We start from the raw sequence: 26504 nt of genomic DNA, 5'->3' as shown, positions 1-26504 counted from the left end.
CTTACGTCCTCAGAGCGCCTCTCAGGCGTTTTCTCTGGATGGGCGCTGCGTGTACAGCGGCGGTTGTAGATCGGACGGGAAAGTGCCTTCTACCGGTGCCGTGTAAGGCAGCGGTTCACCGAGCCGGTTCTCGTCCGTCGAGTCAGCGAACGGCCCGTCCGCAGAGAGTAGGACGCTCATGTGCGGATCGCAGTGGTTGATCCACCACGCACTCATCCCGGCTTTCGGGTCGGCGCGTGCGGCCTCCCAGGCCCGCCACAGCGCCTCGATGCGCTGTTGTGCTTCCTTGGACTCCCACCAGGCTGCTTTCCACCGCAGACCTGCACCGGAGCCCTGCGCCATCACTCGGCGCCGGTAGGTGCCGATGAGCTGCTTGCGCACGAACTCATCCGCCGACCCGAAATGCGTCGTGGGCTCTTCGCTCTCCGGGGCACTCGTCGCCTCGTCGGCCGCTGACGCAGGCGCGGCCTCGTCGTCCACGCCCCCGTAGAAGTCATCGCTCATGAGTCCGTCACCGGCGTGAAGCCGTGTCCCTGCTCCGGGGCCGGCGGCGGCGTCGGTGTCGGCGCTGCGCCAGGTCGGTGGTTCGCGATGGAGGCGTTGATCGCGGCCACGAGCGGCTTGGGGCCGTCGAACCACGGCACCGTGCGCAGGATCGCGGCACGCGAGCCCGAGGACATCAGGATCGCCCGCCCGATCTTGCGCCCCTTCTTGGGCGTGGGGAGGTTCGCGAGCTCCGCGACGTCGAGGATCAGTTCGCGCTTCAACGCGCTGGTGGTCGAGCGCACGCCCTTGTTCATGCTCGCGGAGGTCGTCTCGCGGTCGTAGGTGCCGATCAGCTCCGACACCATCCGCAGGAACCCCGTCTCCGAGATTCCGCCGGCGTAGATCTTCGCGTTCGCGGCCGACCACAGCTTGTCCATGCCCTCCTTCCCGAACACGCTTACGCCCTGTGACCAGGACTGGAACACCGACATGATCGGGATCCCCCGCGAGCCGTAGTGGCTGTAGAGGTCGGGGAGGTCGCGCCAGCGGCAGACGTTCGCCGCCTCGTCGAGGACGCCGAGCATCGGGGTCTGCATCCGGCCGCCGGGCGACACCGCGGCCAGCTCCTCCGCGGCCTCGACCGTTGCGGCGGTGAGGGCGAGGACGAGGGGGCCTGCGCTGCCGGCGCCCTCCTTGGACAGGCTGTAGAGCGTCCCGGTGGAGCGGACGAAGGCGGCCGGATCGAATTCCGGCCGGGTGTCGTTCTCGCTGGTGCGGTTCACCCACTGGCGGGTGCCGGAGTCCTTCAAGCAGGACGCCATGCGCCGGGCAGTGGAGTACACCGATCCGCGCTCCCGGTGCTCCAACCGCGTCGCGCCCTGCAAGCTCTTGGCCATCAGCGGGAAATCGCTCGAGGCCAGGATGTCTCCGGCCGTCTCGTCGCCGGGTTTCGTCGTCCACTCGTAGACGTCCGTGATCGGTCGGCCATCGAGGGCCGCGGCGAGCAAGAAGCCTGCCAGCAGCTCGCGACCGGACGGCTCGAAGTGCGCATCCGAGCGGGCGCCGACCTCGCTGGATCCGGACGCGAAGTGCTGCGCGAGCTTCGCGGCCTTGGTGTCGTCGGTGACGTAGGAGAGCGGGTTCCACCACCACGACGGCGGCTCAACCGCGACGCGCTGCGGGTCGAACACCCACACCTGCCCCCGTGCTGCGCGGAGGTCGCGGGTCGCGTCGAGCACGTCGCGCTTGTTCGAGGTCGTGACCACGGACCCGGGAGCGCCCGTGATCGCGGGGATGACGAACGAGGTCGACTTGCCCACGCGGGGGCCGGCGAGCAGCAGCACCATGTCCTCGAACGAGGCGTAGAGAGGTCGACCGTCGCTGAGCAGGTCACCCAGAGGGACACCGAACGAGTCGGTCACGCCCAGTCGGGCCGACTTCTCCTTCGCCTCCTTCCCGCGCATGTGGCTCATCTCCGCGGAGGTCGCGGTGTGGCGGGCGGTCCAGTCGATCGGGGTCCGGTTCTTCTTCCCGCCGTTCTTCGCGATCAGGAACAGGGTGCCGAAGAACACGACCACGGCGCCGATCCCGGCGACGATGAGCGTCGCGGTGCCTGGCCAGACGAGTCGGCCGCAGAACACGTCGACCACGACGGAGAAAAAGTTCGACGGGTCGGTGTCCATGTCGGGATTCACGCCGTCGACCTGGGACCCGACGCGGACCGCGATGTAGATGGTCAGAGCGATGATCAGGACACCGCCGGCCGCGAACGCGACTCCGAAGCCGTTACTGGCCTTCCCGGGCTCTTTCCGGCGGTTGTTCGTGAGGCTCATGGTGCGGCTCCTTCGGTCGGTGCGGGGCTGGTGAGAGTGGTCTGAGCGGGGATCGCGTGCTGCACCTGTGCGGTGAACGCGAGGGTGGCGGCCGTGGCCACGAGGACCGCGACCGCCAGCAGCCCGGCGACCGCGCCGATCTGGCCGAGCGGACCCCGCAGCAGCGCGCCCCCGGTGCGGGCGGCGATCACGACGTCGCCCGCTCGAGCAGCGGAACGGATACCGGCAGGAACCGGCGCGGCTCGCACCGCTCGTAGATCGGCCCGTCGTAGGGGGCCGTCGTGTCGTCGCTGGTCGCCTGCCGGCTGGTGCCCCAGGTGAGGAGGGCCTGGCCGTTGTCGGCGTACTCGACCGGCAGGTCCGTCATGTGGTCGGTGTGCGGGAGCGTCGTCGTCATCGAGCAGCCCCAGAGGTAGCCGTCGTAGACGACCGTCGACGCGCAGCTCATGCGATCACCCGGTCCCACTGTCCCAGGCGACGAAGCCCGCCATGAGGGCGACCCCGGTCCAACAGCCCGTGAGTAGAAACCGATCGCGCTCCGCCGCCCCCCCGGCGGCGGGCGGCGATCACGCTGACGATCGCGGCGCCGGCCGCGCCGAGCGCGACGCAGCTCGCACCGAGGGCGACGAGGACGCTCACGGCAGAATCTCCACCATGACCGGATCGGTCGCCAGGGGCTCGTTCGCGCGGCCTGCGCGGCTCGTGGTGTGCCAGAGCTTGTTGGTGTCGTTGACGTCCTTCTCCGCCGCGGTCAGGTGGACGCGGACGGGGATGCCGGGACGGCCGCCCACCTTGATCAGGAACAGGCCACGGCCGGGCGGGTCCGCTTCCTTCCCGGAGACGCCATCCCAGGCGGGCGGGTCCTGCCAGCTCGTGAGCATCTCCTGCTCCTTCGCGGACAGCGGCACCGCCGACGTGAGCAGAGGCATCTCCGCACCGGGAAGGCCGCCGCAGATGACCATGCCGGAGCGCTCCACGAATCCGCGGGCCTTCATCCGGTCCTCTTCGCTGGAGAGCGCGAGGAGGTCGGACATGGTGTGGCTGATCATCGCGAGGCCGACACCGCGGGCACGGTTGAGGCGGGTGAGCGCGTCGACGCGATCGACCATGCCCTTTCCCGCGCGCAGCGCCCGCCACAGCTCGTCCAGGATCACGAAGTAGTGCCGGCGGGGCTCGATCCCCGCATCGGCCAGCGCCGCGGCGACGTTGACCGTCCCGAACCCGGCGGACCAGCACGCGAGGAGGATCGCCGCCTGGAGGTCACCTTCGGAGTCATCGATCGAGGACACGTCGTAGACCACGGGCCGGTCCCGCCGCATCGGGGTGGTGGTCTGGCGGGAGAAGATCTCGCCCAGCCGGCCACCGGAGGTGAGGCCGATGAGCGACGCTTCGAGGTTCTCGGTGATTTCCTTGTACCGCTTGAGGTCGTTGCGGTCGAGCGCGACCTGTCGAATCTCGTCCGGCGCGGCCTGGATCACGGCGAGCAGGTCCGCGAGGACGGGGATGCCCTCGTGGTGCTCGTCCAGGTACTTGAGCGCCCGGTCGATGATCGTCTCCTCCCGGTCCGTGGGCGGCTGAGAGCGGAGGATCGTCAGGAGCGCTGCGATCATCGTGTGCCGGCGGCCGTGAGCGTCCGCGAGCACCTGAGCAGCGAGGCGCTGCGCCTTCACCGCACGCAGGCGCAGCTCCTTGGAGTCGCCGCCGCGCGCGTCGAGCTCCGCGGCTTGCTCGAGCGCCTGGTCGGCGTCGTCGCGCAGGCGCTTCGCCGCGCTGGTCGCCTCGCCGGGGTCGAGGATGTTCAGGTAGCCGCGGTCACGGCCGAGGGTGATGACCTGTCCCTCCATCGCGCGGATCAGATCCACGTAGTCAGGCTTCAAATCCCCGAGGACCAGCGGAATCGTGCCGTACCCGGCGAGCCCGGTCGCCATGCGGCGGGTCAGCGAGGACTTTCCCAGACCCGGCTTGCCGAGGACGAACATCGACGGGTTGGAGATGAGCTGCGCCCGCTGGAACCAGCTGATCGGGTCGCACAACACGGAGGCCCCGGTGGTGAGGTTCTTCCCCAGCGGCACGCCGATCATGGGCGTGCCCGTTCCGACCGAGAACGGGTACAGCCCGCACACCTGAACGGTCGTTGCGCGGAACTCATCGGCGGGCTGAATCGAGACGGCCTGTCCGCCGCCGCGGCCGAGCCATCCCGTCGACGTCGGCCGCATCGGGCGCTTCGGCGCCGACTCCTTCTCAATGTTCTGTCTGCCGCCCTGGTGCGGGATCGCCCGCTTCTTCCGCGACCGCTTCGAGGGCTTCTCGCGGGCGAGAGGAGAGCTGGCGGCGCGAGCTGCGGCGGCCTCCTCCTCAGCCTTCCGCACGCGGCGTGAACGGGCGCGAGCGTCCGTCGACGTCGCCGCGGCCTGCGCCGTCGTCGGGGCTCCGACCGCGCCCGTGGGCGTGGCGGAGTCGAGCGCGTCGACGTCGCCGGCCTCTTCGCTCTGGTCGACGTCGACGGCACCGGTCGGCAGCTCGTCCCCGTCGACGTCGGCGGGGACGTCGACGGGCTCGGTGTCGCGGTGGCGGGAGAAGAACTTGGTGGTGCTGCTCACTGGGGGCCTCCAAGAAGGGTCGGAACGGCGACAAAGACGGGTGAGGGCTGAGGGTTAACCCGGGACGGCACCGGACGTGTGTCCAGTGCCGTCCTGGTGGTGGCGGGGTGCGTCACAGGATTTCCCGCATCTCGTTGGGAATGCGCAGGTGCCGAGGCAGGACCAGCCCCAGCGGGAGCGCGGCGGCGAAGGCGGAGTCCTGCGAGCCGAACGCCGGCCGCATCCGCAGGCGGGCGGCCGAGGTGAGGGAGTCGATCGCGGCGCGCGCTTCGGGCTCCTGACCACGCTGCAGCGTGGTCGCGGTGACGATCAGGCCGAAGTTCATCAGCCCGGCGCCGGAGGCTTCCTCCGCGGCCGTGGCCTGCGCCGAGCGGGTCGAGAGCGTCGAGCGGGCCGTGGGCTTGGTGGACGCGGAGGAGTTGAACTGGGCGGCGTTCAGGTCCGCCTCCACGAGCGCTGCGGCGCGGGCGGGATCGATGGGCCGGTAGAGCAGGGTGACGCGCTTACGGGCGATGTCACGGTGCGGCGCGAGCAGGCGAGCGAGGATGTTCGACTGGACGACGCCGCGCGGGGGCGCGGTCATGGTCCACGACGTCGACACCGCTCCGTCGTGACGGTAGGAGTCCCAGTGCGCTTCGGCACCCGCAGGGCCGACGTCGGTCCAGGACAGGTCCGCCGTCTCGCCCTCTGCGCGCGCCTGATCGATCAGGAGCGCCGCGGCGGGGTCGTACGCGGTGCGGATGACTTCGCACAACTCCTGCGCGCTCAGGGGCCGCGCCGCGCCCGCCCCCGTCGCCGCGAGAGAAGACGTCAGGCCGGGGATGCGGGCGGAGAGGTCCGCGGCGACCTCCTTGGCATTGCGGCGCTTCCCGTTGATCCGCGCGGTCGCCGTGAACGTGAGCGCGATGTAGGCGTGGATCGTGGCCGACCCGACCGGGTAGGTCTCAACGACCTCCTGGAGCATCGCTCGCGCGAACAGCGGCGCGTCCGGGTCCATCGACCCCTCGACCTCACCGCGCAAGCGCGTGCCCGTGTCGGGCGCCGTCTCGACGGTGACCGACGCGGCTTCGATGCCGGGCTCGTCTCCGAGGTTGGCGAGCCAGATGCCGTATTCCGCGACCTGGTTGTTGATCTGCTCCTGATCCACCAGCGCGGCGCCGTCCGGCTCCGTCGCCAGCACGACGGTGAAGTGCTTCGTCATCGGGGTGCTGATCAGAGCGAACCGGCGACCGTGGGAGTCCTCGTGCTCGGTGAGCTGCGAGGGCGCGGCCAGGCCTGGGAGCTGGAAGGTGCCCCACTTCGCGCGGCCGATCGGGCCGGAGCGGTAGATGTTTGCTCCCTTGCTCTTGGTACGCCACCAGTTCACGCGGACCACCATCCTTCCGAGGGCGCTCTGCCCGTGCTTGTCCTTGACCGAGACGGTCAGGAGGATGCCGCCGAAGATGGCGGCGACGATGAGTGCGGGACCTAGGCCGGAGAACATGGACGCGATGATCGAGGCGACGATGCCCACGAACATCACGAGGGTGGCGAGCTGTCCCAGCCCGCCGAGGCCGGCGGTCTGAGGCTTTCGCCAGTTGCCGTAGGTGCGGGCCTTGATCGGATCGGTTGCTGTGCTGGTCATGGGTTAGCTCCCGCTCTCGTTGCTGCCGGTCGCCTCGTCGGTGCCGGCCTTCACGGCCTGCGCGGCGTGCTTCGCGCCCTCCGCGGCCTTCGTTGCGACGGCGATACCGGCGCCGATCGATCCGGCCGCGGCCGCGGCGCCGCTCGCGGCTGCCCCGGCCCCGGCGCCGCTCGACGCAGCGGCTCCCGCGCCGCTGGTCGCCGCGCTTCCGGCACCAGCACCTGCGCCGCTGCCGGCCGTCGACGCCGACCCAGACGGGTCAGCGGCCGGCGACGACGTCGGCGAGCCCGGCGTCGACGTGCTGCCGGACGGTCCGTCCGTGGACGAACTGTTGCCGCCTCCACCGCCGCCGTTCCCGCCGCCGCCGCCTCCGTTGCTGCTCGCGCGGATCGCACCCGTCGCGACGTCACCAGCGGCCGAGACTGCCGCAGCGCCCAGGAGCAGACCTGCCGCGCCTCCGCCGCCGACCGAGGAGACGGCCGGGACGAGGAAGCGCATCAGCGCAGGCAGAGCCACGAGAGCGATGAGCATCAGGGCCAGGCCGGTGACGATCTGGAAGAGCCCGGTGCCGTCCGACTTGAACAGGTCGGTGCCGGTCATCCGGAAGGCGATCGCGTAGACGATCGCCGCGGCGGGCTTGTAGAGGATGAAGGCGATAGTCCAGGCCATCGCCTTCTTGAACCACTGCCGACCCATCTCGGTGTTCGTGAACGACGCGGCGAGCGGGAAGATGCCGGCGAGGACGACGAGCATCGCGCCGCGGAACACCATCAGCGCGATCTGCACGTAGGTCATGAACACGGCGAGCATGCCCAGCAGGAAGAGACCGATCAGGCCGATGCCGGAGGTCGCAGTGAGGCTGATCATCGCGAAGACGTTGGTGCCGAAGCAGTTGCTCTCGCCCTGCTGGGACACGTCGCAGTCGGTCGAGTTGTTGAGGATCCAGATCGAGAACGCATCGCCCGCCTGGGTCGCCAGGCGGATGACGACCAGCCCTGCGCCGGCCACGGCGATCAGAGTCAGCACGGAGCCGGCGAGCTCGCGCAGCGGCATCGCGCGTTGCGTCCACACCATCCGGGCGGCGGCGACGAGGATCGCGAGGATCGCGAGTCCGCCGGTGTACCACTGCAACTGCCCCTGCACCCAGCCGACGACGCTCGAGGACTCGTTCAGGTGCATCGCCAGCGGCAGGAACCCGGTCACGAGCGCCGACGCGGAGGAGAGGAGCAGTACGGCCAAGAGGATGACGCCGATGCGGCCCATGTGAGCTTCACCGTCGCCGTGCCGGCGACGGCTCGCCATCATCACGCCAGCAACGATCAGGGACATGACTGCCAGGCCCGCAGAGACCCACGTCACGTAGCCGAGAATCGTCTCGAACGCCTCCGGCAGCGGCGGAGTGCCGCCACCGTTGACGCCGCCGCCCTGGTCCACGACCGTGACCGGGGAGGGGACGTTCATCCAGACGGTACCGAGAGAGGCGATGGCCTTGCCGTAGCCCTCCAAGATGTTGTTGACGAACTGCTGCAAGGCATCGTTCGACGCCTTCGAGACGACGTTGCCGACAGCGACGCCGGTCCAGCAGGGAACGTCGATGGGGAGGCATGCCTCTCCACCGCCGGTTGTGGCGGTTGCGATCACTGGACACCCGCCCAGACGATGTAGCCGCCGAGGTTCTGCAGCGTGGTGGGGCGGAAGGGCGGCTGTCCTTCGTCGGTGACGACGAGCTTCCAGTCGCCGTCGATCCACTTCACCGCGGACGGGAAGCTGATCAGCGAGCCCGTGTTCAGCTCGAATGCGGTGTCGATCGTTGCGTTCTCTCCGTCGTAGGACAGCACCTTGAATCCCGCGATCTGCACGCTGGTGCCGGTGTTGCTCTGCTGCGTGTCGGCGGCGATAGCGGCATCGCGGCCGGGTCCCGGTGCCGTGAGCTGCTCCACTGCGAGCGGCGCGAGTCGAGCATCCGAGCCCATCGCCCACAGGTTCGAGACAGCGAAGAGAGCGCCTTCGACGGTGTGCGCGTAGCAGGTGCGTACCCCGTCACTGTCGGTCTCCCCGGGGCCGGCCTCAGCGGAGCTGGGAGCGGCCATGGTGCCGACGATGGTCCACTCCGTCGTCGGCGGTGCGGTGAGGGTGCCGCTCTCCTCGTAGCCGGAGAGTCCGCACACGCTTTCGGCGTCGGCCGAGACGGTGGAGGTCGGGGTGGGGGTCCCGGGGGCGGCGGTCGTGGTGCCGCCTCCCCCGGTCCCGAGGGACGTCACGCCGAGCACGATGGCCGAGAGGGCGAGTGCGCCGACGATGACGGCTCCGACGATGAAGCCCTTCTTGGTGAACGGGTTACGCGGTTCGGAGTCGTTCATGACGTCCCTTGCCTTTCTGTTGGTGGTGTCGGTTTCCCGGGGACGCTACGCGCCCATCAGGAACCCGACGATCGTGAACGCGGCGGAGATGACGATCACACCCACGAGGAGCCGGCCGAGCCAGCCGCCGATTTCGCCGCCCTCGCCGCGGCGGGCGGAGACGGTCATGGTGACGCCGAGGATGATGAGGCCGACGACGGCGACGCCGAGGCCGACCCACTTGGCCCAGCCCATGACTGTGGTGAAGGCCTCGAATCCGGGGGGCATGCCGCCGGGGCCCGGGTCCGGCACGACCGCGCCGAGCGCGCCCGCGGTGGTGAGGATGTCGGTCGTTGCTGCGAGCAGTGCAGACATGGTGTGCTCCGTTTTCTGTGTTGGGTGGTGCGGGGTGATCGGCGCCGCGGTCGCGACGTCGAAAGGGTCCGGTTATCCGGTGGTGAGGGGGCCGTCGGCGTAGGCGACGTCGAAGTGCAGGTGGTTCGGGGTGTCACCGAACTGGGTGATGTGCTGATAGGTGCTCGACCGGCACTGGATCTGGCCCGCACGCGAGCCCTGCGGCACCTGCGGGTCCAGGACGTCAAGGAGCTGGAGGGCGTTGGGGTCGCAGCCGGTCGTGGCGGTGCCGGCGAAGCTGTAGAAGTCCACGGCGTTGCCGCCGCCGTTCATCCAGTGCGAGGAACCCGTGCCGGCGCCCAGGAGCGAGCCCGTGCACTGGCGGTTGAGGTCGGAGACGCCGATCTTCCCGAACGTGTTCAGGGCGATCGTGATGATCTGGAGAATGCGGACGTCGATCGCGCAGTTCTCCTTCGGGGTGCCCGCGGCCATGTCGCGGATCTGCTGCGCGTACCGGTCCTCGAGAAGGGTCAGGTTGCCTGCGTCCATCGCCGCGACGAGGTTCGCTGCGAGAGCCTGCGCATCGCCGGACACGGCGACGCATCCACCGACCGGCGCCGGGGAGGCGGGCGCAGTGCCGATCGGCGTCGACGGGGCACTCACCGGCGCCGCCGACGTCGTGGGTGCGGTCGTGCTGCTGCCGAGGCTGTTGAGGTAGGTCATGATCGCTACGGCGTCGGCGCGGTACTTCGTGTAGTGGTTCGGGTCGGCGTTGCGCTGGACCTTGTTGATCGCGATGGAGGGCTCCATCGACTGCCAGCCCTCGACGGCTACGAGGCGGTCGTAGAAGAAGCCGGCCGAGGTCGTCGGGTCCATGCGCTGCTCGACGGTGCCCCAGCTCGACTGCTGCTGGAACAGGCCGATCGAGTCAGCGACCGACCCGTCCGGGTTGATAGCACCGTCCCCGTAGTTGATGTTCACCAAGGAGGACTCCCCGATCGCCGTCTGCACGCCGAGGGTCTGCCCATCGGCGCCGAGGCCCTTCGCGGCTCCCGCGTTGACGATGAGTGCCGCGTTCACGAGCTGGTCGTGCCCGTAGGCGCCGACCTTCGCGTCCGCGGGGATCGCGGACACGTTCACCGGCCCGCCGCCAGGCAGGCACGCCGCGGCCGCGTCCTCAGCGGCGCCGAAGAACAGCAGCCACAGCAGCAGTGCGATCGCGAGAAGCGGTGCCAGGACCGCCGCGAGAACCCCCATTCCCCCCTTCGCCACCGGGCTACTCCGACGCCAGGGGGGTGATCTGCTCGACAGCCCATGGACCGGTCTCGACGGTGCGGTGGACGTACACGGAGTACTCCCCCGCATCCGTGGGAACCAGGATGCGCATCGTGAAGGCGCCGTCCCCGTCCCGGACCGATGCTGCGCCGGTGAGGGTCGTGCAGGGCACGTTGGCCGGGTCGACGGTCTCGTAGGCCACCGCGGCCTGCTGGCTGAGGAACGGGTACAGCTCAGCGATCCAGGTGTCGTAGTCCAGGGCGGGGCGGCAGAAGGCGGTAGTCGCTGCCACCGCGATCGCCACAGTGTCGCCCTCGACAGTCGGCTCCGGCTGCGGCTCCACGTCGGAGAGTTCGGCGGCGGCCGGCGGTGTGCTCTCGGCCGGCGCCGTCTCGGGTGAGGTCGGTGCCTCAGCGGAGCGCGTCTCGGGAGCTGCCGACTCGGTGGAGGGTGACGCGGCATCGGTGCTCGAGCTGGTGCAGCCGGTGGTGATGAGCGCGAACGCGACGACCAGCGCTGCCTTACTCGGCGTCCTCATGTGTGTCCCCTACGGCTCGTGCCGCAACCGGTCGTCCCGGTTGCGCGCTACGACCACTATAAGGTTTTTTTGGTTTCCTGTAACGTAAACTTAGGTAGCTTTATGAGTTTGCTTGGTTCAAGCCGACCGGGCTCCCGTGCGTGAAGGGGAAACGGCCAGTGCGCCACAATGGAACTCATGTCGTCTCCGATCCCTCCGCCGTCCAGGGAGGTGATGCACATGCGTGCCACGACCAGTGAAATCGGCAATCGCGTGCTGCACTTCCTGTCGCAGGAGACGGCGCGCCTTCACGGGGCCACGGTGTCGGAGATTCTTGAGGCGGTTCCCGAGGCCCGTAACAAGGTGACCCTCTTCGGTCACCTCAACCTCCTGGAGGAGGCTGGCGCGATCGTTGGAAGGCCAGCGCCGGGTGTTCGACACCGCAAGACCGTGACGTACAAGGTCGACTGGGACGCGATCGACCGCCTGCACGAGGTCAGTCGGGCATATCAGAAGGGCCAGATCGACCTCGCGGAGCCGCCGCGGGCTATCTGACGCACGCGGCGTTCCCTGTTCCTGCTGGGATGCGCTCAAGAAGCGCCACGCATCTGTGGGCCAGAAGTTTGCTTTCGTCCGCGACCGCCCGTAGCCCTGTCGCGAACTGGAGCTCGAAGGCATCCCCCGCGAGCCATCCTTCGACGCCGAACTGATCCCCGTCAGGAGAGGTCACCGCGACGTCCTCGAACCGTTCCGCGGCGCGAAGCCCGTAGCCGGCGGCGATGACGTCTCGGCCGAACCAGTACGTCTCCAAGGCCACCGCCCGCAGGATCGCGTCATCGGCGGCTTGCTCGATTTCCACTACCGGGTAGTGCCGCACCAGCCCTGTTCGCGCGTCCAGCTCCTCATCGGCCATGGACGGCTCGCGAGTCGCCACGCACCGCTGGCACGCGCAGTCGACGGGGTGGCTGTTGCCCAGGTGGAAGAAGTGGACAACGGCCGACCACCGTCGATCAGCGGTGCGGCCATCGTCAGTGAGTGCACGGTCCGCTCGCGATACGCCAGGAAGGGCTTCCATGGCGTTAACACTATGTCAGTGCTAGCGGTTTCGTTACTGGTGCTCGGAAATCCACCGAGCGATGGTCGAGTCGAAGACCTCCGGGTCGACGTTGTACTCCGTGTTGTGGGCGGTCGCTGCGGTCTCGACCACTTCCACGGCCGGCGCATTCAGCTTCGCGAACCGCTGGGAGACATCCATCGGCAAGGTCGTGTCGCCGGCCGAGTGGAACAGGAGGATCGGGCAGCCCAGCGCGGCGGCTCGCGGCTCGCGCACCCAGTCCAGCGCGTCGAAGTCCACCGGCTCCGGAAGACCGACGAGACGGCTCGCGAGCTTGCTGCGCAGGCCCACGAGGCCGAGGATCGCGACCTGACGAGGCAATCCCATCTCGACGGCGCCTTGCTCGATCGCCGTCTTCCAGTTCAGCGCCGGCCCGACGAGCACGAGGCCGGAGAGCAGATCCCGGCGGCTCGTGCGCTCCGCTGCGAGCAGCGCCACACCGCCACCGAGGGACCAGCCGATGAGGACGATCTTCCGCGCGCCGTGGGCGGCTGCGTAGTCGATCGCCGCGGCGACGTCGGCCCACTCGCGCTGACCGAGCATGGACGCGCTGTGAGGCACCGCGGGGCCGTCGCCGTCGCCGCGGAAGGAGACGACGAGGGACGTGTAGCCGAGCGCGGTCATCGCCGGCACGCTGCGCAGCGCGTGGATCCGCTTGGTGCGGATGCCGTGCACGTGGATCGCCCACGTGCCCTCCGGGTTCTCGTCCGGCCCGAACTGCCAGGCGGGGCAGTCACCTAGAGGCCCGGGGACCAGGACCTCCACGAAGTCAGGGTCGACCGCCTCCGGTCCGGCGAAGACGTCGCCCTCGCAGATGACGGCCTTCTCTCCGGCGAAGCTTGCGCCCCAGGTCGATTCGATGCGCCGGGTGGTCGCACCGGTCACCGGGTCGGTGTGGATCGGGCGGCTGAGTGTCGCGTGACCCGTGCGGTCGGTGCGGAAGATTCCGAGGATGCCGGGGGCGATGGTCTTGCCGTCAACGGCCAGCGTCATCGTCTTCCCGTCCTGGCGCAGGATCGGGATCTGAGGCGGATCGACGGGAAGCACGACCTGGCGAGCGGCGAAGATCGAGCCGATAGCGCCGGCCACGGCGACGCCTCCTGCTGCTGCTGCTCCAACGATCAACTTGTTCATTCGTTCCATCCCATACCTGCTGCTAGCAATTCACCGTCGATCAGTCGCTCTGCGCGACGAACGACACCGTTCTCGTTGTTGCTCAATTTCATTGCGCCGACCATCACCGCGTCGGTGACGCGCACCTGTAGCGTCATCAGTCGCACGAGCTTCTTCTCGCTCGCGGTTCCTTCTCTCACATATGAGACGGGCGGGGCGGCGATTTCTCGCTCTGCCAGCATCGTGACGAGCTTTCGGGAGCTCAGGTCGACGGCGACGTCCCTAATCGTACGCCGAGCGGGGAAGCTGCACAGGCCGGCGGTGAAGAGCAGGATCCCACCGAAGAATCCCGGGGTGAAGGCGAGATAGAGGACATTCGTCGTCGCGGCAGAGTCGGGCACGTATCGCGCTACCAGCATTCCGGCCAGTTCGCCCGCGGCTCCGGCGATGATGAGCGCGCCGCCGACAGTGAACGGCCAGTACGCGCGACGGGGGAACCTCGCGACTTTCACGATCAGTCGCACGAACAGCACCATCAGCCCGAGGAAGTAGATCCCGCTGCACAGAATCATCGGGAGCTGATCGACTTCTTCATGCGAGAACTTGGGCGAGGTGGCCGGGCGGTCGATCGCGATGAACGCGGCCACGTACGCCGCGATCCACGCCACGAGCAGGACGACCGACCAGAGGCGCACTCGGCCGACGTCGATCACGGCCTCCACGAGAAGCCACATCGCCGTGCAGGCGGCGACGAGCATCACGCAGTAGTAGACGTTCGTTCCTCCGAACAGGCTGTCTGCCTCATCGAGCGTCAGCCACGGGAAGCCGCCCAGTGCGAGCAGCCCCACCGACCCGAAGCCTGCTGCCACCCATGGGCGCGTCGGCGGACGTCGGCGGGCGAGGATGGCGATGAACCAGCCCAAGAAGTAGGCGGTGACGGCGAGGAAGGAGGCGGTGAAGAAGAAGCTCTCGATCGGACTCACTTAGCCGAACTTCCTCTCACCCGACCGGTATCGCGGGTACATGACGAGCGACACCATGAGACGCGCGAATTCTTCAGCTTCGCCTTCGCGGATCCGATGCGTCCGAGAGGAATCGTCGCCATCGAAAACAAACTGCTTAGCGTGACGTACCGCGTTCGTTGCGCTCGTCAGCCCCATGCTGTCGAGGCTAAGACCGTGAGGGAGCTCGACTTCACTCGGAGGATGCCCCAACAGGATGTGAGCCAGTTCGTGGAACACATTGAACAGCCGATAGTAGGCTTTCTTGTCGCTGCGGATGAGGATCATGTACTTGGTAGGAAGCAGCGCGGCGATTGTCTCGGTAAGAGTCAGGGCGAGATAGTTCTCCCACGACTCGTCTCCGCCCTGATACACCTCAATATCAGCACCAAGCACTTCTTGAGCGCGACGGATGATGGCTTCTTCGGTCGACAGTTCACCGGGGTAATTCTCAGTGAAAATTTCCTTGAAGGCGCGTTCGGCGGTCTGGCGAATCTGCTCAGTTACGAGCCACGGATCGTCCACAGTTCCCCCTCCCAGATACAGCCACTATTCGCGTAGCTCGCGGATCGACGCGGCGATGCCGCGGATGGCAGCAGGGGAAAGGTTTCCCCCGAGGGACCGGGCCGCCAGCGGCTCGACACCCTTGGATGCGAGCGCTCGGCGCAGCTCGAGGTCAGCTTCGATCATTGCGGTGTCCTCCGAGGTCGTCAGCTCCGTCAAGAACGCCTCAGGGACCTGGAAGTGAGTGGTGAGGCGAGTGAGCTCGCTCCGAGTCACGCCGAACCGCGCGGTGGCGCCGAGCATCTCGGACAGCCGTGCCGCCGGGATCCCCGCGACGTCATCACTCGCACTCGTGCCGGCCGGGAGGAGGACGCTCAGTCGTCGGGCGAACTCGACACCGTTCGTGAGCACGACCACCTCGTCAACGTCCGCGGTGGGCTCGCCGAACTCCTCCGCCATCGTGAAGATGGTGGCGACCTTGACTCCCAAAACCTGCGCGAAGCGCTCCAGATCGTTCGTGTCGAACATCGCGTCGCCGCGCATCCGCGCGTAGAAGTAGGTCAGCGTCATTCCCGTGCGCGTCGCGAAGTCGACGTTCGAAAGACCGGCTCTGGCCATCAAGGTCTTGATCGCTGCGTGAACGCGCATCGAATACTCGGACGCGCCGTTACCTGTTCTCGCAGCCATGCTGACCACGGTAGCCGCTCGTAGAGAGCACTGTTAGTTTCAGCAGGCCCCGACCAGTTCCGGGCACGAGAACCGGGGGTGTGGGTGAATCAGTCGCTGTCCCCCGTGGTCAACCTCGTTCGTCAGCGAGGAGGGTCCGCGCAGCTCGTCGTCCTCAGGGGCGGTGACGTCCTTCTCGACCACTCCCAGGGGTACGCACCCGATGGACTCTTCTGGTCCTGGTCAGTCAGCAAGCCCTACCTGAGCATCCTCGTGCACCAGTTGGCCGCAGACGGGCTCCTCGACATCGACGCCGCAGTCTCTTACTACTGGCCGGAGTTCGCTCGTCACGGGAAAGGATCGATCACTCTCCGCCAGGTCCTCCACCATCGTGCGGGGTTCTCGACCTCGCGCGGACTGATCGGGGACGCCCTGGCGATGACCGACTGGCGCAGCTCGATCCGTAACCTCGAGAGCGCTCGCCTCAGGACGGTGCCGGGCACCGTTCCCTCCTACCAGGTGTTCACCTACGGCTTCATCCTGGGCGAGGTGATTCAACGAGTGACCAGGCGTCCTCTCCGCGACGTCATGAACGACGTGCTGCTCACTCCGCTCGGCGCCACCAACACCATGCTGGGCGTCGCTGAACACGACCTCTCCCGATGCGTCTCCATCCGCAGCTCCGTACCTCTCGCCATGGGGGCCTTGAACAGCCGTGCCGTCCGCATGGCCGTGATCCCGAGCGCCGGAATCTCAACGACCGCTCGCGACGTCGCCAGGTTCTACGAAATGCTGCTCAACGATGGCCGGGGCCGCGATGACACGCAGGTTGTCTCACCGGAGATCCTGTCCCAGGCGACGATCGCCAGCTCCACCGAGGCCGACGTCGACGGCTTCGCCCACACGCCGATCCTCTGGGCGCATGGATTCCAGCTCGGCGGTCGCACCCCCAACCTCTACCCGCCGCTCGGATCGATAGCCGGCCCGCGAACGTTCGGACACAACGGGTCCAACGTCTGCGTCGCCTGGGCCGACCCGGACACGCAGCTCGTCGTGGCCTACCTAACCAACACGGTCGCTTCGGATGGCGCCCGCCACATGACGGCCGTCTCCAACGCAATCGCCAGCATCGCTCGCCCCGCGGCCGGCTGACAGGTGTTAACGGCTACGGTGAAGTATCGATTACGTTAGTCAGAGGTCGAGAGTGCCGCAGACCAGCGGGCAGCCTCACCCACGTTGGATGCAGGCAGAGGGGACAGCGACCACGACCATGACACTCGACACGCCGCACCACTCCCCGAATACTGCTAGCACTCACACCATGATGAGCCGCATGGGAAGAAGACGACGGAACGATGGAGCGGCGGCGGTGCAACTCAACGCCCGCGTGCTGCCCACCAACCGTGATGCCGTCTCCGAGGCTGCCGCCGCCAGCGGCGTGACCGTCTCGCTCTACGTCGACATGCTCTACAGCGAGCTGCTCGCGAAGTACGGCGCGCTCCCGCGGGTCACCGCGTCCCGATCGGAGCCGCCGATCACCACCACTTAACGCATTAGGCCCGCCGCTCACGCGACGGGCCTAGAAGCTCTCGCTTCACACCAAAGGCTTACCAGGGCGACAGGTGTGAAGCAGTTGATCAGGACCGGTTTCTCAGGCCGGGCCTCATCCATCCCCCCCGAGGGAGGAGAAGTGACCTCATCGTAAGCCACATTGCTGTGTCTGCGCACGCCCAAAATGCCGAAGTTGACTCCTTCTCGGCGCCCTGGGCACTGACGCGCCGACTGAGCCCCCGTGCCGCGGTGCGCACGATGCGCCCGGATGCCTACGGGCGCCTGGACGAGAACGCCTATCCGGCCGCGTTCCCCGTCTCCCCCGTCGCGCCGGCCGCCCCGTGGGCGATCTACCTCACCGACGACGCCGGAGCGTTCCGGCTGCTGTGCTTCGACTTCGACGGCAAGGACTCCCGCGGCGTCGACGCCGACCTCATGGAGCAGGCCGCGGACGACTGCGACGCGCTTTCCGCCGTCCTCGACGCGCACCAGGTCGCTCACGTCGTCTGCCAGTCCTCCGGCACCGGAGGTCGCCACCTGTGGGTCGCTCTCGCGGAAGCCGCCCCAGCCGAGCAGGTGGCCCGATTGGCGATCGCCGCTCGAGCAAACTTCCGCACCCTCGACCACGGGATGCTCCGCAACCCGCGCACCGGCGCCGCCCGGCCGCCGCTCTCCCCGCACCGCGACGGCAGCTTCTCGAGGGTCCTCCGCGGCCGCGCAGAGGAGCTGCTGGACACGAACGTCACCGCGGCCGCCATCGATGCCGTCACGGTCGCGCTGGAAGCGTCCCGTCCGCCGCAGCGCGTCGACGCCACTCCCCCAGTACCCACCGCCACCGCACACCACACGCACCGGACGCTGAGCGCTGCCGGCGCCGCCCACATGGCCACGGCCGGCGGCGGCGCGAATCCATCGTGGACCGCGTTCATGTGCCTGCTCTCCGCTGCTCACGCCGGCTGGTCCCTGACCGACGTCGAGCACGCCGCCCGAAGCGCGCCCGGGATGGAGCACTACCGGACCAAGAACACCGGCCGCGGCCACCGCCGGCCCCGCGCCCGCGACGAGGCCGCGGAGCGACTGGCGCGGCAGTGGGAGAAGGCCCGCCAGTACGCGGCGCTGCACGCCGTTCTCCCGCCCGAGCGCGAAATGAGCGACCTGGCGGAGCTGGGCAGCATCGTCGGCGCCGTCAGCGGCCTCCTCGACCGGTTCCGGGTGAGCCCGGGCCGGTGGGGCAGGACCGAGCGAGCGACGTCGGAGAAGACGATCCTCACCGCCCTGGCCTACCTCACCCTGCACACCGGCAAGCGCACCGTCGCCGCGTCCATCCGCGACCTGGCCCTCCTGGCGGGCCTGGGACGCACCACGGCCGCCAGCGCCCTGCGGAGCCTGCGCGAGGACGGCTACGTGCAGCTCGTCGTCCGCGCTGACGGATCGAACGCCAGCGAATGGCGACTGTCCGAGCACTTTTCCACAGGCTCACTGCAAGGTCCGGTCACAACCACTAATAACCCCCGCCCCCCCGGGCCGCTTTTCACTGAACGAACCATGCTGCTCACCACGCTCGAGGCGGACCTCACGGACACTCGGCACGACCTCTTCACCCGCGCCGGCCTCGGACACCTGGCAGGGAAGGCGTACGCGCTGCTGCGCCGAGAAGGAACCCTCGCCGTCGACGCCGCCGCCACACTGCTGGGAGTGACCACCCGCACCGCCGCCACAGCCCTCTCCCGCCTGCGCACCCACCGCCTGATCGTCAAGCACACCAACGGCTGGACCCAGGCCAAGCGCGACCTCCGAACCGCCGCCGCTCGCGCGATCGGTGTCGACGGAGTCTTGACGGATCGAGCGCACCGCTACGACGTCGAGCGCGAAGTCTGGGCCTGGTGGCAAGCCGAGCTCGCTCACCGGTCCTCCTCCCCCAGGCAACGACCGCGACGCCGACACGTGTCGAGCCGACCCCTGTTCGAGGACAGCACCGCTGGCGAGCGCGTCTGGCCGCTCTACCCCCGCGACGCCGCCGGCCGCGGCGATCACCGCGAGGCGCTGCACTGGGGACGCACCGGCATGCTCGCCCCCGGCTCGCTCTGGTGGTCCTCGACCGCCGCATGACGTCGACCGCACGCGCGTTCGAACATATGTTCTACTGGCGGCGTGGGAACGAACCGACGCTACGAGCGCCATGTCGGCGCCCAGATCGATCGACGCATCGAAGAGACGGCCGGCCGCGGCCACCCCATCGGCCTGACCGACGACGAGCTAGACAAGACCCGGCAGCGGCCCACCTGGGCCGCCACTCCCCTGCCCGTCTGGGCTTGGGTCCGCTACCCCGGCAACCCCGTTCGCGTCGAGGGTTACGCCATCGCCTGGACCGCCCGAGCCGTCATGGTCGAGTGGCAGGACCGCGACGCCAGCCGCCGACTGTGGGTCTGGGCGTCCGCCGTCGAGCGACGGCCCCAGTAACCGCACATCCCCCAAGTCAGTACGTCAGCATGTTTACATGTCAGCATGCAGACTGGTAGTCTTGTCAACATGATTACAGCGGTAGTGAACCTGAAAGGCGGGTCGGGCAAGACCTCGACCGTCATCCATCTCGCAGCAGCGCTTCGCGAAACCGGGGAGAGCGTGCTCATTGTCGACGGCGACCCGCAGGGCAGCGCGCTCGACTGGGCCAACACCCTCGGTTGGGACGCGACCGGGCTGCCTCGCAACACGATCCACAAGCAGCCCTGGTTGAGCAGCAGCCACCAGAACGTGCTCATCGACACTCCCCCGGGCGATCTGGGTATCACGACGTCAGCAGCTCGAGCCGCTGACCTGATCCTGATCCCGATCCAACCCACCAGCGGCGACTTCTCCCAGTACGCGGAGACGGTCAACCTCATCGAGCAGGTTCAAGCTCTCACGGACGCGCCGGCCTTCACCCTCCTCACCCGAGTGGTCAAGCGCACGGTCGCCGCTGGGCAGATCCGCGACGCGCTCGAACCGTTCGGCGTCCCCGTCCTGACGAGCGAGATCCCGCAGGCGCAGGCTCTCGCGATGGCGTACGGCCTGCCGATCACCGATCCTGGCCAGTACCGAAACGTGCTCGCGGAGTTGAAGGGAATCGTCAAGTGAGCGAGAACCGCTTTGCGGCCGCGGGCCGCGCAGCTCGACCGAAGAGAGCCCAGGTGGGCGAAGGCACCTTCGTGCCGCCGACCCAGCTCGCCGTGTTCTCCGTTCGACTCCCCCAGGAGTCGATCCGAGCGGTGAAGATCCTGGCGGCCGAGCAGGGCGTCCCCGTACAGGTGCTCGCTGCGGAAGCCTTTCAACTCCTCCTCGCCCAGTACGAGGGACGCAAAGCTGATGACAAGTAAGCATGTAATCAAGTCAACTTCCCTACATGCATACCGGGCCGTCCGGCCCTCCCAGGCCGTCACTCGCCATCCGCGGTGACCCCGTGATTGGGAGCAGCCGGCAGACGCGGGATCGGATGACCCACGAGCTACTGCGCGTCGGCGCCGCTATCTTCCGGGGGACCTGCGCGGTGGCGGCGGCGCTGTTCGAACCCACGGCTCGGCAACTCTGGTGACGGAGGTTCGAGTCCCCACAGCACGTGCTGACTTGTAGGCATGTTTACAAGTCAGCATGTCGCGGTCGACGGTGGGGGAGGGTCGGCGTTGCCGCCCCGTGAGGGATAACCCCTCACGCTCCCCGGTATCCCGTTCCGGGGCGCGAGCTGCACTCGCGCAGCAGCGACGGAGCGCCGCCCAGAGGTTCGGCCGGCTGTGCCGGCCGCTGATGTTCGCCCGTTGGGCTCACGTTTCTTTGCCGTGAAGCCTTCGGCGGCTCCCTCCGCTTCGCTGCGGTCGTAGCTACCTACGGGCTCCGTTCAAGTGGCTGCGCCACCGGCTCCTCCGAGACTTTCGGCACGCGGTCGCTGCGCTCCCTCACATCGCGCCGAAACTCTCTCCACCGCCGCCCTCCGGGTTGCACTGCGCCCTCCGGTTGCTAAGGCGGAGAACCGCCTTCCTTACCGTTATTTCCGTGGATGCGGGGCAGTTGTAGGCTCCGGAACGCGCCAGGGGTCCTGGGTATGGCTGACCGCCTTCAGCCGCCTGATGGCATGCCGTGATTGGCCGCCCGGGACCCCGCAACGGCAGGACCGCTCATTGAGAAACGCGACCAGATCGCCCCGTAAGGACATGCCGGCACGGTCGTTCACGGCGCACCGCACCCCTCAACGGAAGGACCCTGCGTGCCCCAACTCTGGGCCGGTATCGACGCCGGCAAGACCGAACACCACTGCGTCGTCATCGACGGCAACGGAACCAAGCTGCTCTCGCAGCGCTTCAAGAACCGAGAGTCAGCGATCCTGACCCTGATGGGCGACGTCGCCTCCTTGCCGGGTGGCACCGACGTCGCGTGGGCGACGGACCTCAACCACGGCGGAACGGGGCTGCTGCAGACGCTGCTCAGCTCCCACGCGCAGCCGCTGTTCTACATCTCGGGCCGGGTCGTTCATCACGCCTCGGGCGCCTACCGAGGCGAGGCAAAGACGGACGCGAAGGACGCGGTCATCATCGCCGACCAGGCCCGGACCCGACGAGACGTGACGCTGATGCGGCAGGCCGACGACGTCACCGCGGAGCTGCGCCTGCTCTCAGCCCGGCGCGAGGACCTGGTGCACGACCGCACCCGCGCCGTAAATCGGCTACGCGCCATCCTGGTCCACTACTTCCCGTCACTCGAGGGAGCGTTCAACTACGCGACGACCAGGGGACCTCTGGTGCTGCTCACCCGGTACGCGACGCCGTCCGCGATCAGGCGGACGGGGGAGAGCCGTCTGGCGTCGTGGTTGAAGGGGCAGGGCTGTTGGAAGTCCGCGGCCGTCGCTAAGACGGCGGTGGAAGCCGCGCGCGAGCAGACCTCGGTCGTCGCGGGGGAGGATGCCGCGGCCCGGCTGGTGAGCCGGTCCGCCCGCGATCTGCTCCGCATCCGCGACGAACTCGCCGAGCTCGAGGCCGAGATCGACGCCGTTCTACAGGACAGCAGTTCTGCGGATCTGCTCGTGTCGCTCCCCGGATTCGGGCGCAGGCTCGCCGCGGACTTCCTCGCCGCAACCGGTACTGACCTCGCCGCATTCGAGACGCCCGACCGGCTGGCCAGCTTCGCGGGCCTCGCTCCCGTGCCGCGCGACTCCGGGAAGATCTCCGGCAACCACCACCGGCCACGGCGCTACGACCGGCGGCTGTTGAACGCCTGCTTCCAAGCGGCGTTCATCGCGTCGAGGAACTGCCCGGTCTCTCGCTCGTTTTACGAGCGAAAACGTGGCGAGGGCAAGTCGCACAAGCAGGCACTGATCGCACTCGCCCGACGCCGCATCAACGTCATCTGGGCAATTTTCCGCGACCAGACCAGCTATCACCCCACAGGCGCAGAGCCCGCCGCGTTCGCGTCAGGGACGATCGCAGATGGGTCGGCGGCTCGTGGTCTCGGTGCTGGCGGGAATCCGTGGGAGGGCATCGGCAACCGTCACTCGTGGTGAACCACCTCGCTGCGGGGTAATCCTGGTCAGGGATTCTGCGCGCGATCGACGCGCGCGACAATCGCGCGCAGTGCTTCGACTTCGATGCTGAGGGCGGCGGTGCCCTGAGGAGTGAGAGCGACCCAGTTCTTGGCTCGGCGGCCGTCGTAGCCCCGTCGTGTGGTGATGTGACCGGCCCTGAGTAGGACTTCGAGGTGTCGTCCAAGGTTGCCGTCGGTGAGGTCGAGGGTGGTGCGCAGGAACCGGAAGTCGGCTTCGCCGGCCTCGTGAAGGATGGTCAAAATCGCAAGACGCGTTCGTTGGTGGACGGCATCGTCCAAGGACGCGAACTCGTCGTCGGTCGACTCCTCAGCGCCTGGTGCCACGGGCACGTCCCGTCTCCTGCCGGAAAGCAGTAATACCCAGAACGACGAGGGTGATGCCGGCGATCGTGAGAACGACGCCATCGATTGACAAAGGCGTGGAACCGTAGGAAGCACCCAGGATCAACCCGCTCTCGGGGGCAGCGTCCTGCAAGAAGCTGTTGAAGAGGAAGGGGGAAACTACTGCCACCCCGAGGCCAGCAAGCCACTGGCTGCGATTTTCGAGTCGCCAACCGATCGCGAACAGGAGCACCCCGACAAGAAACGCCGGACCGACGAACTCAACAAGAAAGGCCGGACCGGCGAACATCGTGGGCAGAAACGTCAAGATCGAGATTGCGGCGATGACGGCCGCGATCGGCCCCATGCGCTCGCGCCCCATTCCCACACCTGCGTGAGCAGCAGTAGCCCTCAGCACGATCCAGAGAGCGATGCTCGTGAAGGCAGGAATCAGGAAGCCGACGGTGAACAGCGTCGAACCGGCCAGGGGCAGCAGTCCGGCTGTTACCACTCCGACGCCGGAGACGATCAGCGGAAGTGATGACACGTGCCGCGCGTCTCGGACCCGTTCTTCTAAGGGCGTGCGAGTCAGCGACATGATGCTCCGATCACTCTGTGGTGTAGAGCAACTGTACTCTGCCTTGCAGAGCGGTCGCTAGGACGTCCAGCGTCGGGACCGTTTCGAGCGGCCGCAATTCCGCGCATCAGATCGCGAACAAGCGGACGCCGACCTCAGGCCGGCGCGGTGTCGTGCGCTGCGCGAATTTTTGCCTGGAAGCCTTCGGCAGCGTACGGGCCTCCGGCGTCCACGCAAGCCGCTGCGCGGCCGGCTCCTCCGAGGTTCTCGGCACGCGGTCGCTGCGCTCCCTCCCATCGCGCCGACAACCTCTCCTCCGCCGCCCTCCGGGTTGCGCTCCCACCTCCGACCCTGCTCGGCACTACGTGCCTTCCAGGCAAAAAAACGCTGGGAGAGAAGGAAGAACGATCCGGCCAGACCACCCCCGCTGGCTTGACAAATCTGATTGAGAATCACGGCAAAAAAACGAGGGGGAGGGGCAGGGCAGGACCACCGCCCGGGACCCGACGACGAGAGGACTTCACCATGACCGACACCGCCACCACCGAACCGCAGACACCGACCCTCCCGGAGGCGGTGGCCGAGTTCGTGTCCGTGTTCTCCCACGGGGACACCGCCGACGATCTGGCCGTCCGGATGAGCTGCTGCGAGGTCGACGCGTTGGCCGGACTCCTGCGAGCATTCGGACGAGACGAGGCCGCCGACCTGTGGATCGCGGAGCACGCGACCGACGACGACGAGGGCGACGCGCACACCCCGGAAGGAGCGAAGCGATGACCGAGCAGCCGAAGGCCGACGCCGTGACAATCTATCTCGCGGCTGCGGCCGCCTACGACGAGGCGGTGACCGCGTTCCTCACCGCGGGCGCTACCTACACCGCGGCCCTCGCGAATTTCCGCGTGGCGATGACCGTCTCGCCCACTCTCTCCTGCGAGAAGGTCAACGTGATCGCGCAGATGCTCGACAAGGCCGGTGACCGCGACGCGGCCGGGTGGTGGATCCACGCGCACTGCGCCGAGGAGAAGCGCGAGGAGTTCGAAGCGCACATGGAGTTCTATCTGGAAGATTCCTCATGGCTCTGACCGTCTACTCGAAGCCCTCGTGCGTGCAGTGCACCGCGACCTACCGAGCCCTCGACGCGAAGGGCATCGAGTACACGACTGTCGACGTCACGACGAACCCCGCAGCGCTCGCCTACGTCACGGAGGAGCTGGGCTACTCCGCCGCCCCGGTGGTCGTCGCGAGCGACGAGGACCACTGGTCGGGCTTCCGCCCGGACCTCATCGAGAAGCACGCAGCGTGACCGGCCCGAACGTCGAGAGCGACGAGTACCGGGCAGGGTATCTCGCCGGGCGCGCGGACCGGCAGGGCGAGGTCGACTGGGCGGAGAACGAGGCCGATCGGTACTACCGCCTCGCCTACGGCGACGAGCGGCGTCTCCCGGCCTACGCCGTGACGCGCGCCGAGCTCGAACAGCGCAGGGCGCTGTCCGAGCCGTCCGTCGAGGTCACCCGACGCGACGCTCTCACGTCCTGGGGTATCGAGACCGAAGCACCAGAGCAGAACACCCCAAGCGCATCCCCGTCGACGTCGACGGGACGACCCACGAACCGAACGAGCAGGAGACGACAGATGAGCACCAGGACGATCACCGGCAACCTCGCCGCCGACCCCGAGGCCGTGCAGGCGGGCCGCGTCCAGATCGTGAAGCTGCGCGTCATCGAGAACACCGGCGAATACCGCGCGGGGGAGTGGACCCCGCACGACGCCCCGACCACGCACTACGTGGAAGCGAAGTTCGAACTCGGCGAGCACGTCCTCGCCTCCCTCCACAAGGGAGACGCCGTGATCGTCGTCGGCTACGAGCGCACCGTCGCCTGGGGCGAAGGAGAGAACCGCCGCACCGGCCGCGTCCTCGAAGCCGACGCCATCGGCCCCAACCTCACCCGCGCGACCGCCGTCGTCACCACAACCACCCAACGCGCACCCCGCCGCAGCGCCGCGGAGTAGAGCGCCCGCTCAGTTCTTGACGCGGAGCACGTAGAGGATGACGTGATCCTCCGGGATCGCTGCGCGCACTTCCACGATCGCCGCGGCGCTCGTCGCCGCGCTACTGCGCACCACCGTTGATGCCGATTCCGCGCGCGTCCGGTGTGCCAGCTCCCACATGCCTCCATCGTCCCATCCGGCGCCGACAGCGGCTCTCAGCTCTCGGCGGGGGAGGGCCGGCGGTGCCGTCCCGTGAGGGGCCGGCCCCTCACCCTCCCCGGTGTTCCGCTCGAGGCGCGGGGTGCGCTTCGCGCACATCGCCTGCGGCGACCGGGAGCCGCTGCGCGGCACTGCTTCGAGGTTTTTTGTTCCTCTCCGCGGTACAAACCTATTTCGCTCCGTCGTCTCCGTGCAACCTATTCCGGGCGCGGTCGCAGGCTCCCTTATCTCGCCCGGAATAGGCGTCACTGCGACGCCTCCACTCAAACGGTTCTTCCCGCCGGAGAGGCACAAAAAAACGATCAGACAAGGGAGCGCCACATCATGCAGTCCACGCCGATGACTGTCGATACCGAACTCGACGCCACCACCACGCAGGAGACGCCGGGGAGCCGCGCGGAGGCGCTGCTCGCCACGATCGAGGAGCTGCACCAGCAGGTGTGGGCAGCGGCCCCCGAGCTGCTGATCGAGACGGTGACCGACGACGGCGAGACGTACGAAGCGCTCCGGTGCCCCGTCTGCCAGACGCTCGTGACCGACTCCGGGGAACTCCGCGCGGTGGACGTCTCGACCCGGTGGAACAGCGCGGAGCCGGACGTGGAGAACCGCCAGATGGACGTCACCGCGGGGGATCACGACTACGGCAGCACGCTCTACTACCTCCACTGGACCGGCGAGGCGCACGCTGTAGTCCCGCCCTCCGGTTGGTCCGAGGACTGGTGCCTGTGACCCACACCGGCCGCGCGTGCTGACTTGTAGGCATGTTTACAAGTCAGCATGTCGCGGTCGGGAGGTGGGGGAGGGCCGGCGGTGCAGACCCGTGAGGGGTCGGCCCATCACGGGACGGCACCGCCGGC

At 68.1% G+C, this 26504-nt stretch carries 32 protein-coding genes; 13 read left to right on the top strand and 19 right to left on the bottom strand.

The window, feature by feature from the left end:
• Nucleotides 1-21 precede the first annotated feature (21 nt).
• The 11 genes from C5C24_RS09025 to C5C24_RS08970 all read right to left on the bottom strand — a co-directional run bounded on the left by C5C24_RS09025 (nucleotide 22) and on the right by C5C24_RS08970 (nucleotide 11048).
• Nucleotides 22-504 (bottom strand): DUF4913 domain-containing protein, encoded by a 483-nt coding sequence (locus C5C24_RS09025; RefSeq protein WP_104227102.1) that lies wholly within the window; start codon nucleotides 502-504, stop codon nucleotides 22-24.
• Nucleotides 501-2318: a type IV secretory system conjugative DNA transfer family protein gene (locus C5C24_RS09020; protein WP_104227103.1), complete on the bottom strand. Its 1818-nt coding sequence runs from the start codon at nucleotides 2316-2318 to the stop codon at nucleotides 501-503. Before C5C24_RS09020 ends, C5C24_RS09025 begins: the two co-directional genes overlap by 4 nt.
• A complete protein-coding gene (locus C5C24_RS09015; RefSeq protein ID WP_104227104.1) occupies nucleotides 2315-2509 on the bottom strand; it encodes a hypothetical protein in 195 nt (64 codons plus the stop codon). Before C5C24_RS09015 ends, C5C24_RS09020 begins: the two co-directional genes overlap by 4 nt.
• A complete protein-coding gene (locus C5C24_RS09010; protein WP_104227105.1) occupies nucleotides 2506-2766 on the bottom strand; it encodes a hypothetical protein in 261 nt (86 codons plus the stop codon). Before C5C24_RS09010 ends, C5C24_RS09015 begins: the two co-directional genes overlap by 4 nt.
• A gap of 187 nt (nucleotides 2767-2953) precedes the next feature.
• Nucleotides 2954-4534 carry an ATP/GTP-binding protein gene (locus tag C5C24_RS09005; RefSeq protein WP_243616529.1) on the bottom strand — a complete coding sequence of 527 codons (1581 nt, stop codon included), beginning with the start codon at nucleotides 4532-4534 and terminating at the stop codon, nucleotides 2954-2956.
• A 496-nt stretch (nucleotides 4535-5030) separates the two neighbouring features.
• Nucleotides 5031-6542, bottom strand: a complete 1512-nt coding sequence (locus C5C24_RS08995; RefSeq protein ID WP_181072914.1) for an SCO6880 family protein — start codon at nucleotides 6540-6542, stop codon at nucleotides 5031-5033.
• 3 nt (nucleotides 6543-6545) lie between these two features.
• Complete coding sequence (locus C5C24_RS08990) at nucleotides 6546-8072, bottom strand: hypothetical protein (RefSeq protein ID WP_104227107.1); 1527 nt, start codon at nucleotides 8070-8072, stop codon at nucleotides 6546-6548.
• 107 nt (nucleotides 8073-8179) lie between these two features.
• A complete protein-coding gene (locus C5C24_RS08985; RefSeq protein ID WP_104227108.1) occupies nucleotides 8180-8902 on the bottom strand; it encodes a hypothetical protein in 723 nt (240 codons plus the stop codon).
• A 45-nt stretch (nucleotides 8903-8947) separates the two neighbouring features.
• A complete protein-coding gene (locus tag C5C24_RS08980; protein WP_104224227.1) occupies nucleotides 8948-9256 on the bottom strand; it encodes a hypothetical protein in 309 nt (102 codons plus the stop codon).
• Between the two features lie 72 nt (nucleotides 9257-9328).
• Nucleotides 9329-10492 carry a hypothetical protein gene (locus C5C24_RS08975; protein ID WP_104227109.1) on the bottom strand — a complete coding sequence of 388 codons (1164 nt, stop codon included), beginning with the start codon at nucleotides 10490-10492 and terminating at the stop codon, nucleotides 9329-9331.
• A 19-nt stretch (nucleotides 10493-10511) separates the two neighbouring features.
• Entirely contained in the window at nucleotides 10512-11048 is a 537-nt protein-coding gene (locus tag C5C24_RS08970; RefSeq protein WP_104227110.1) for a hypothetical protein, read from the bottom strand.
• A gap of 219 nt (nucleotides 11049-11267) precedes the next feature.
• Between C5C24_RS08970 and C5C24_RS08965 the strand changes: the two genes are divergently transcribed.
• Complete coding sequence (locus tag C5C24_RS08965) at nucleotides 11268-11582, top strand: hypothetical protein (protein WP_146078849.1); 315 nt, start codon at nucleotides 11268-11270, stop codon at nucleotides 11580-11582.
• Here the strand turns inward: C5C24_RS08965 and C5C24_RS08960 are convergent.
• The 5 genes from C5C24_RS08960 to C5C24_RS08940 all read right to left on the bottom strand — a co-directional run bounded on the left by C5C24_RS08960 (nucleotide 11575) and on the right by C5C24_RS08940 (nucleotide 15446).
• A complete protein-coding gene (locus tag C5C24_RS08960; protein ID WP_104227112.1) occupies nucleotides 11575-11940 on the bottom strand; it encodes a hypothetical protein in 366 nt (121 codons plus the stop codon). The two genes, C5C24_RS08965 and C5C24_RS08960, sit on opposite strands and share 8 nt — an antisense overlap.
• Before the next feature lie 195 nt (nucleotides 11941-12135).
• Nucleotides 12136-13275: a S9 family peptidase gene (locus tag C5C24_RS08955; RefSeq protein ID WP_181072913.1), complete on the bottom strand. Its 1140-nt coding sequence runs from the start codon at nucleotides 13273-13275 to the stop codon at nucleotides 12136-12138.
• Nucleotides 13272-14237: a hypothetical protein gene (locus C5C24_RS08950; protein WP_104227113.1), complete on the bottom strand. Its 966-nt coding sequence runs from the start codon at nucleotides 14235-14237 to the stop codon at nucleotides 13272-13274. The genes C5C24_RS08955 and C5C24_RS08950 overlap by 4 nt, the downstream gene beginning before the upstream one ends.
• On the bottom strand, nucleotides 14238-14780 hold the full coding sequence (locus C5C24_RS08945; RefSeq protein WP_104224220.1) for an ImmA/IrrE family metallo-endopeptidase: 543 nt from the start codon (nucleotides 14778-14780) through the stop codon (nucleotides 14238-14240).
• 24 nt (nucleotides 14781-14804) lie between these two features.
• Nucleotides 14805-15446: a helix-turn-helix domain-containing protein gene (locus C5C24_RS08940; protein WP_146078848.1), complete on the bottom strand. Its 642-nt coding sequence runs from the start codon at nucleotides 15444-15446 to the stop codon at nucleotides 14805-14807.
• Nucleotides 15447-15530: 84 nt separating this feature from the next.
• Between C5C24_RS08940 and C5C24_RS08935 the strand changes: the two genes are divergently transcribed.
• From C5C24_RS08935 to C5C24_RS08905, 7 genes are all read left to right on the top strand, one after another.
• Nucleotides 15531-16577, top strand: coding sequence for a serine hydrolase (locus tag C5C24_RS08935; protein ID WP_181072912.1), 1047 nt, complete (start codon nucleotides 15531-15533; stop codon nucleotides 16575-16577).
• Between the two features lie 217 nt (nucleotides 16578-16794).
• Nucleotides 16795-16974 (top strand): hypothetical protein, encoded by a 180-nt coding sequence (locus C5C24_RS08930; protein ID WP_104224217.1) that lies wholly within the window; start codon nucleotides 16795-16797, stop codon nucleotides 16972-16974.
• 260 nt (nucleotides 16975-17234) lie between these two features.
• Nucleotides 17235-19085, top strand: a complete 1851-nt coding sequence (locus C5C24_RS08925; RefSeq protein WP_181134912.1) for a hypothetical protein — start codon at nucleotides 17235-17237, stop codon at nucleotides 19083-19085.
• Between the two features lie 42 nt (nucleotides 19086-19127).
• Nucleotides 19128-19436 carry a hypothetical protein gene (locus C5C24_RS08920; RefSeq protein ID WP_104227116.1) on the top strand — a complete coding sequence of 103 codons (309 nt, stop codon included), beginning with the start codon at nucleotides 19128-19130 and terminating at the stop codon, nucleotides 19434-19436.
• A gap of 69 nt (nucleotides 19437-19505) precedes the next feature.
• A complete protein-coding gene (locus C5C24_RS08915) occupies nucleotides 19506-20090 on the top strand; it encodes an AAA family ATPase (protein ID WP_181072910.1) in 585 nt (194 codons plus the stop codon).
• A 53-nt stretch (nucleotides 20091-20143) separates the two neighbouring features.
• Complete coding sequence (locus C5C24_RS08910) at nucleotides 20144-20329, top strand: ribbon-helix-helix domain-containing protein (protein ID WP_104224213.1); 186 nt, start codon at nucleotides 20144-20146, stop codon at nucleotides 20327-20329.
• Nucleotides 20330-21210: 881 nt separating this feature from the next.
• Nucleotides 21211-22500, top strand: a complete 1290-nt coding sequence (locus C5C24_RS08905) for an IS110 family transposase (protein ID WP_258059506.1) — start codon at nucleotides 21211-21213, stop codon at nucleotides 22498-22500.
• 26 nt (nucleotides 22501-22526) lie between these two features.
• Here the strand turns inward: C5C24_RS08905 and C5C24_RS08900 are convergent, their stop codons facing one another.
• Together C5C24_RS08900 and C5C24_RS17635 are read right to left on the bottom strand one after the other, a co-directional pair.
• Nucleotides 22527-22820, bottom strand: coding sequence for a transcriptional regulator (locus C5C24_RS08900; protein ID WP_258062327.1), 294 nt, complete (start codon nucleotides 22818-22820; stop codon nucleotides 22527-22529).
• 28 nt (nucleotides 22821-22848) lie between these two features.
• The gene (locus C5C24_RS17635) at nucleotides 22849-23460 is read right to left on the bottom strand and encodes a hypothetical protein (RefSeq protein WP_146078846.1); all 612 of its coding nucleotides are present in this window, start codon (nucleotides 23458-23460) and stop codon (nucleotides 22849-22851) included.
• 504 nt (nucleotides 23461-23964) lie between these two features.
• On the opposite strand from C5C24_RS17635, the gene C5C24_RS08895 reads away from it, so the two are divergent.
• From C5C24_RS08895 to C5C24_RS08880, 4 genes are read left to right on the top strand one after another with little or no spacing between them, the layout of a single operon-like run.
• Nucleotides 23965-24216, top strand: a complete 252-nt coding sequence (locus C5C24_RS08895) for a hypothetical protein (protein ID WP_104224211.1) — start codon at nucleotides 23965-23967, stop codon at nucleotides 24214-24216.
• Nucleotides 24213-24521 carry a hypothetical protein gene (locus tag C5C24_RS08890; protein WP_104224210.1) on the top strand — a complete coding sequence of 103 codons (309 nt, stop codon included), beginning with the start codon at nucleotides 24213-24215 and terminating at the stop codon, nucleotides 24519-24521. Before C5C24_RS08895 ends, C5C24_RS08890 begins: the two co-directional genes overlap by 4 nt.
• Nucleotides 24512-24742: a glutaredoxin-like protein NrdH gene (nrdH, locus tag C5C24_RS08885; protein WP_104224209.1), complete on the top strand. Its 231-nt coding sequence runs from the start codon at nucleotides 24512-24514 to the stop codon at nucleotides 24740-24742. Before C5C24_RS08890 ends, nrdH begins: the two co-directional genes overlap by 10 nt.
• Nucleotides 24739-25449, top strand: coding sequence for a single-stranded DNA-binding protein (locus C5C24_RS08880; protein WP_104227118.1), 711 nt, complete (start codon nucleotides 24739-24741; stop codon nucleotides 25447-25449). Before nrdH ends, C5C24_RS08880 begins: the two co-directional genes overlap by 4 nt.
• 9 nt (nucleotides 25450-25458) lie before the next feature.
• On the opposite strand, the gene C5C24_RS17935 is transcribed toward C5C24_RS08880, so the two are convergent.
• Nucleotides 25459-25608 carry a hypothetical protein gene (locus tag C5C24_RS17935; protein ID WP_181072908.1) on the bottom strand — a complete coding sequence of 50 codons (150 nt, stop codon included), beginning with the start codon at nucleotides 25606-25608 and terminating at the stop codon, nucleotides 25459-25461.
• A 378-nt stretch (nucleotides 25609-25986) separates the two neighbouring features.
• On the opposite strand from C5C24_RS17935, the gene C5C24_RS08875 reads away from it, so the two are divergent.
• Complete coding sequence (locus tag C5C24_RS08875) at nucleotides 25987-26376, top strand: hypothetical protein (protein WP_146078845.1); 390 nt, start codon at nucleotides 25987-25989, stop codon at nucleotides 26374-26376.
• The last annotated feature ends 128 nt before the right edge of the window (nucleotides 26377-26504 follow it).

Source organism: Rathayibacter sp. AY2B3 (genome assembly GCF_002931755.1).
Taxonomy (GTDB): Bacteria; Actinomycetota; Actinomycetes; order Actinomycetales; family Microbacteriaceae; genus Rathayibacter.
This window is presented reverse-complemented; position numbering and strand designations above follow the sequence as displayed.

Coding starts and splice junctions, on each gene's coding strand:
- C5C24_RS09025 (WP_104227102.1), bottom strand. CDS start 504: ATGAGCGATGACTTCTACGGGGGCGTGGACGACGAGGCCGCGCCTGCG.
- C5C24_RS09020 (WP_104227103.1), bottom strand. CDS start 2,318: ATGAGCCTCACGAACAACCGCCGGAAAGAGCCCGGGAAGGCCAGTAAC.
- C5C24_RS09010 (WP_104227105.1), bottom strand. CDS start 2,766: ATGAGCTGCGCGTCGACGGTCGTCTACGACGGCTACCTCTGGGGCTGC.
- C5C24_RS09005 (WP_243616529.1), bottom strand. CDS start 4,534: ATGCGGCCGACGTCGACGGGATGGCTCGGCCGCGGCGGCGGACAGGCC.
- C5C24_RS08995 (WP_181072914.1), bottom strand. CDS start 6,542: ATGACCAGCACAGCAACCGATCCGATCAAGGCCCGCACCTACGGCAAC.
- C5C24_RS08985 (WP_104227108.1), bottom strand. CDS start 8,902: ATGAACGACTCCGAACCGCGTAACCCGTTCACCAAGAAGGGCTTCATC.
- C5C24_RS08980 (WP_104224227.1), bottom strand. CDS start 9,256: ATGTCTGCACTGCTCGCAGCAACGACCGACATCCTCACCACCGCGGGC.
- C5C24_RS08975 (WP_104227109.1), bottom strand. CDS start 10,492: ATGGGGGTTCTCGCGGCGGTCCTGGCACCGCTTCTCGCGATCGCACTG.
- C5C24_RS08970 (WP_104227110.1), bottom strand. CDS start 11,048: ATGAGGACGCCGAGTAAGGCAGCGCTGGTCGTCGCGTTCGCGCTCATC.
- C5C24_RS08965 (WP_146078849.1), top strand. CDS start 11,268: ATGCGTGCCACGACCAGTGAAATCGGCAATCGCGTGCTGCACTTCCTG.
- C5C24_RS08960 (WP_104227112.1), bottom strand. CDS start 11,940: ATGGCCGATGAGGAGCTGGACGCGCGAACAGGGCTGGTGCGGCACTAC.
- C5C24_RS08955 (WP_181072913.1), bottom strand. CDS start 13,275: ATGAACAAGTTGATCGTTGGAGCAGCAGCAGCAGGAGGCGTCGCCGTG.
- C5C24_RS08940 (WP_146078848.1), bottom strand. CDS start 15,446: ATGGCTGCGAGAACAGGTAACGGCGCGTCCGAGTATTCGATGCGCGTT.
- C5C24_RS08925 (WP_181134912.1), top strand. CDS start 17,235: ATGCGCCCGGATGCCTACGGGCGCCTGGACGAGAACGCCTATCCGGCC.
- C5C24_RS08915 (WP_181072910.1), top strand. CDS start 19,506: ATGATTACAGCGGTAGTGAACCTGAAAGGCGGGTCGGGCAAGACCTCG.
- C5C24_RS17635 (WP_146078846.1), bottom strand. CDS start 23,460: ATGTCGCTGACTCGCACGCCCTTAGAAGAACGGGTCCGAGACGCGCGG.
- C5C24_RS08895 (WP_104224211.1), top strand. CDS start 23,965: ATGACCGACACCGCCACCACCGAACCGCAGACACCGACCCTCCCGGAG.
- C5C24_RS08890 (WP_104224210.1), top strand. CDS start 24,213: ATGACCGAGCAGCCGAAGGCCGACGCCGTGACAATCTATCTCGCGGCT.
- nrdH (WP_104224209.1), top strand. CDS start 24,512: ATGGCTCTGACCGTCTACTCGAAGCCCTCGTGCGTGCAGTGCACCGCG.
- C5C24_RS17935 (WP_181072908.1), bottom strand. CDS start 25,608: ATGTGGGAGCTGGCACACCGGACGCGCGCGGAATCGGCATCAACGGTG.
- C5C24_RS08875 (WP_146078845.1), top strand. CDS start 25,987: ATGACTGTCGATACCGAACTCGACGCCACCACCACGCAGGAGACGCCG.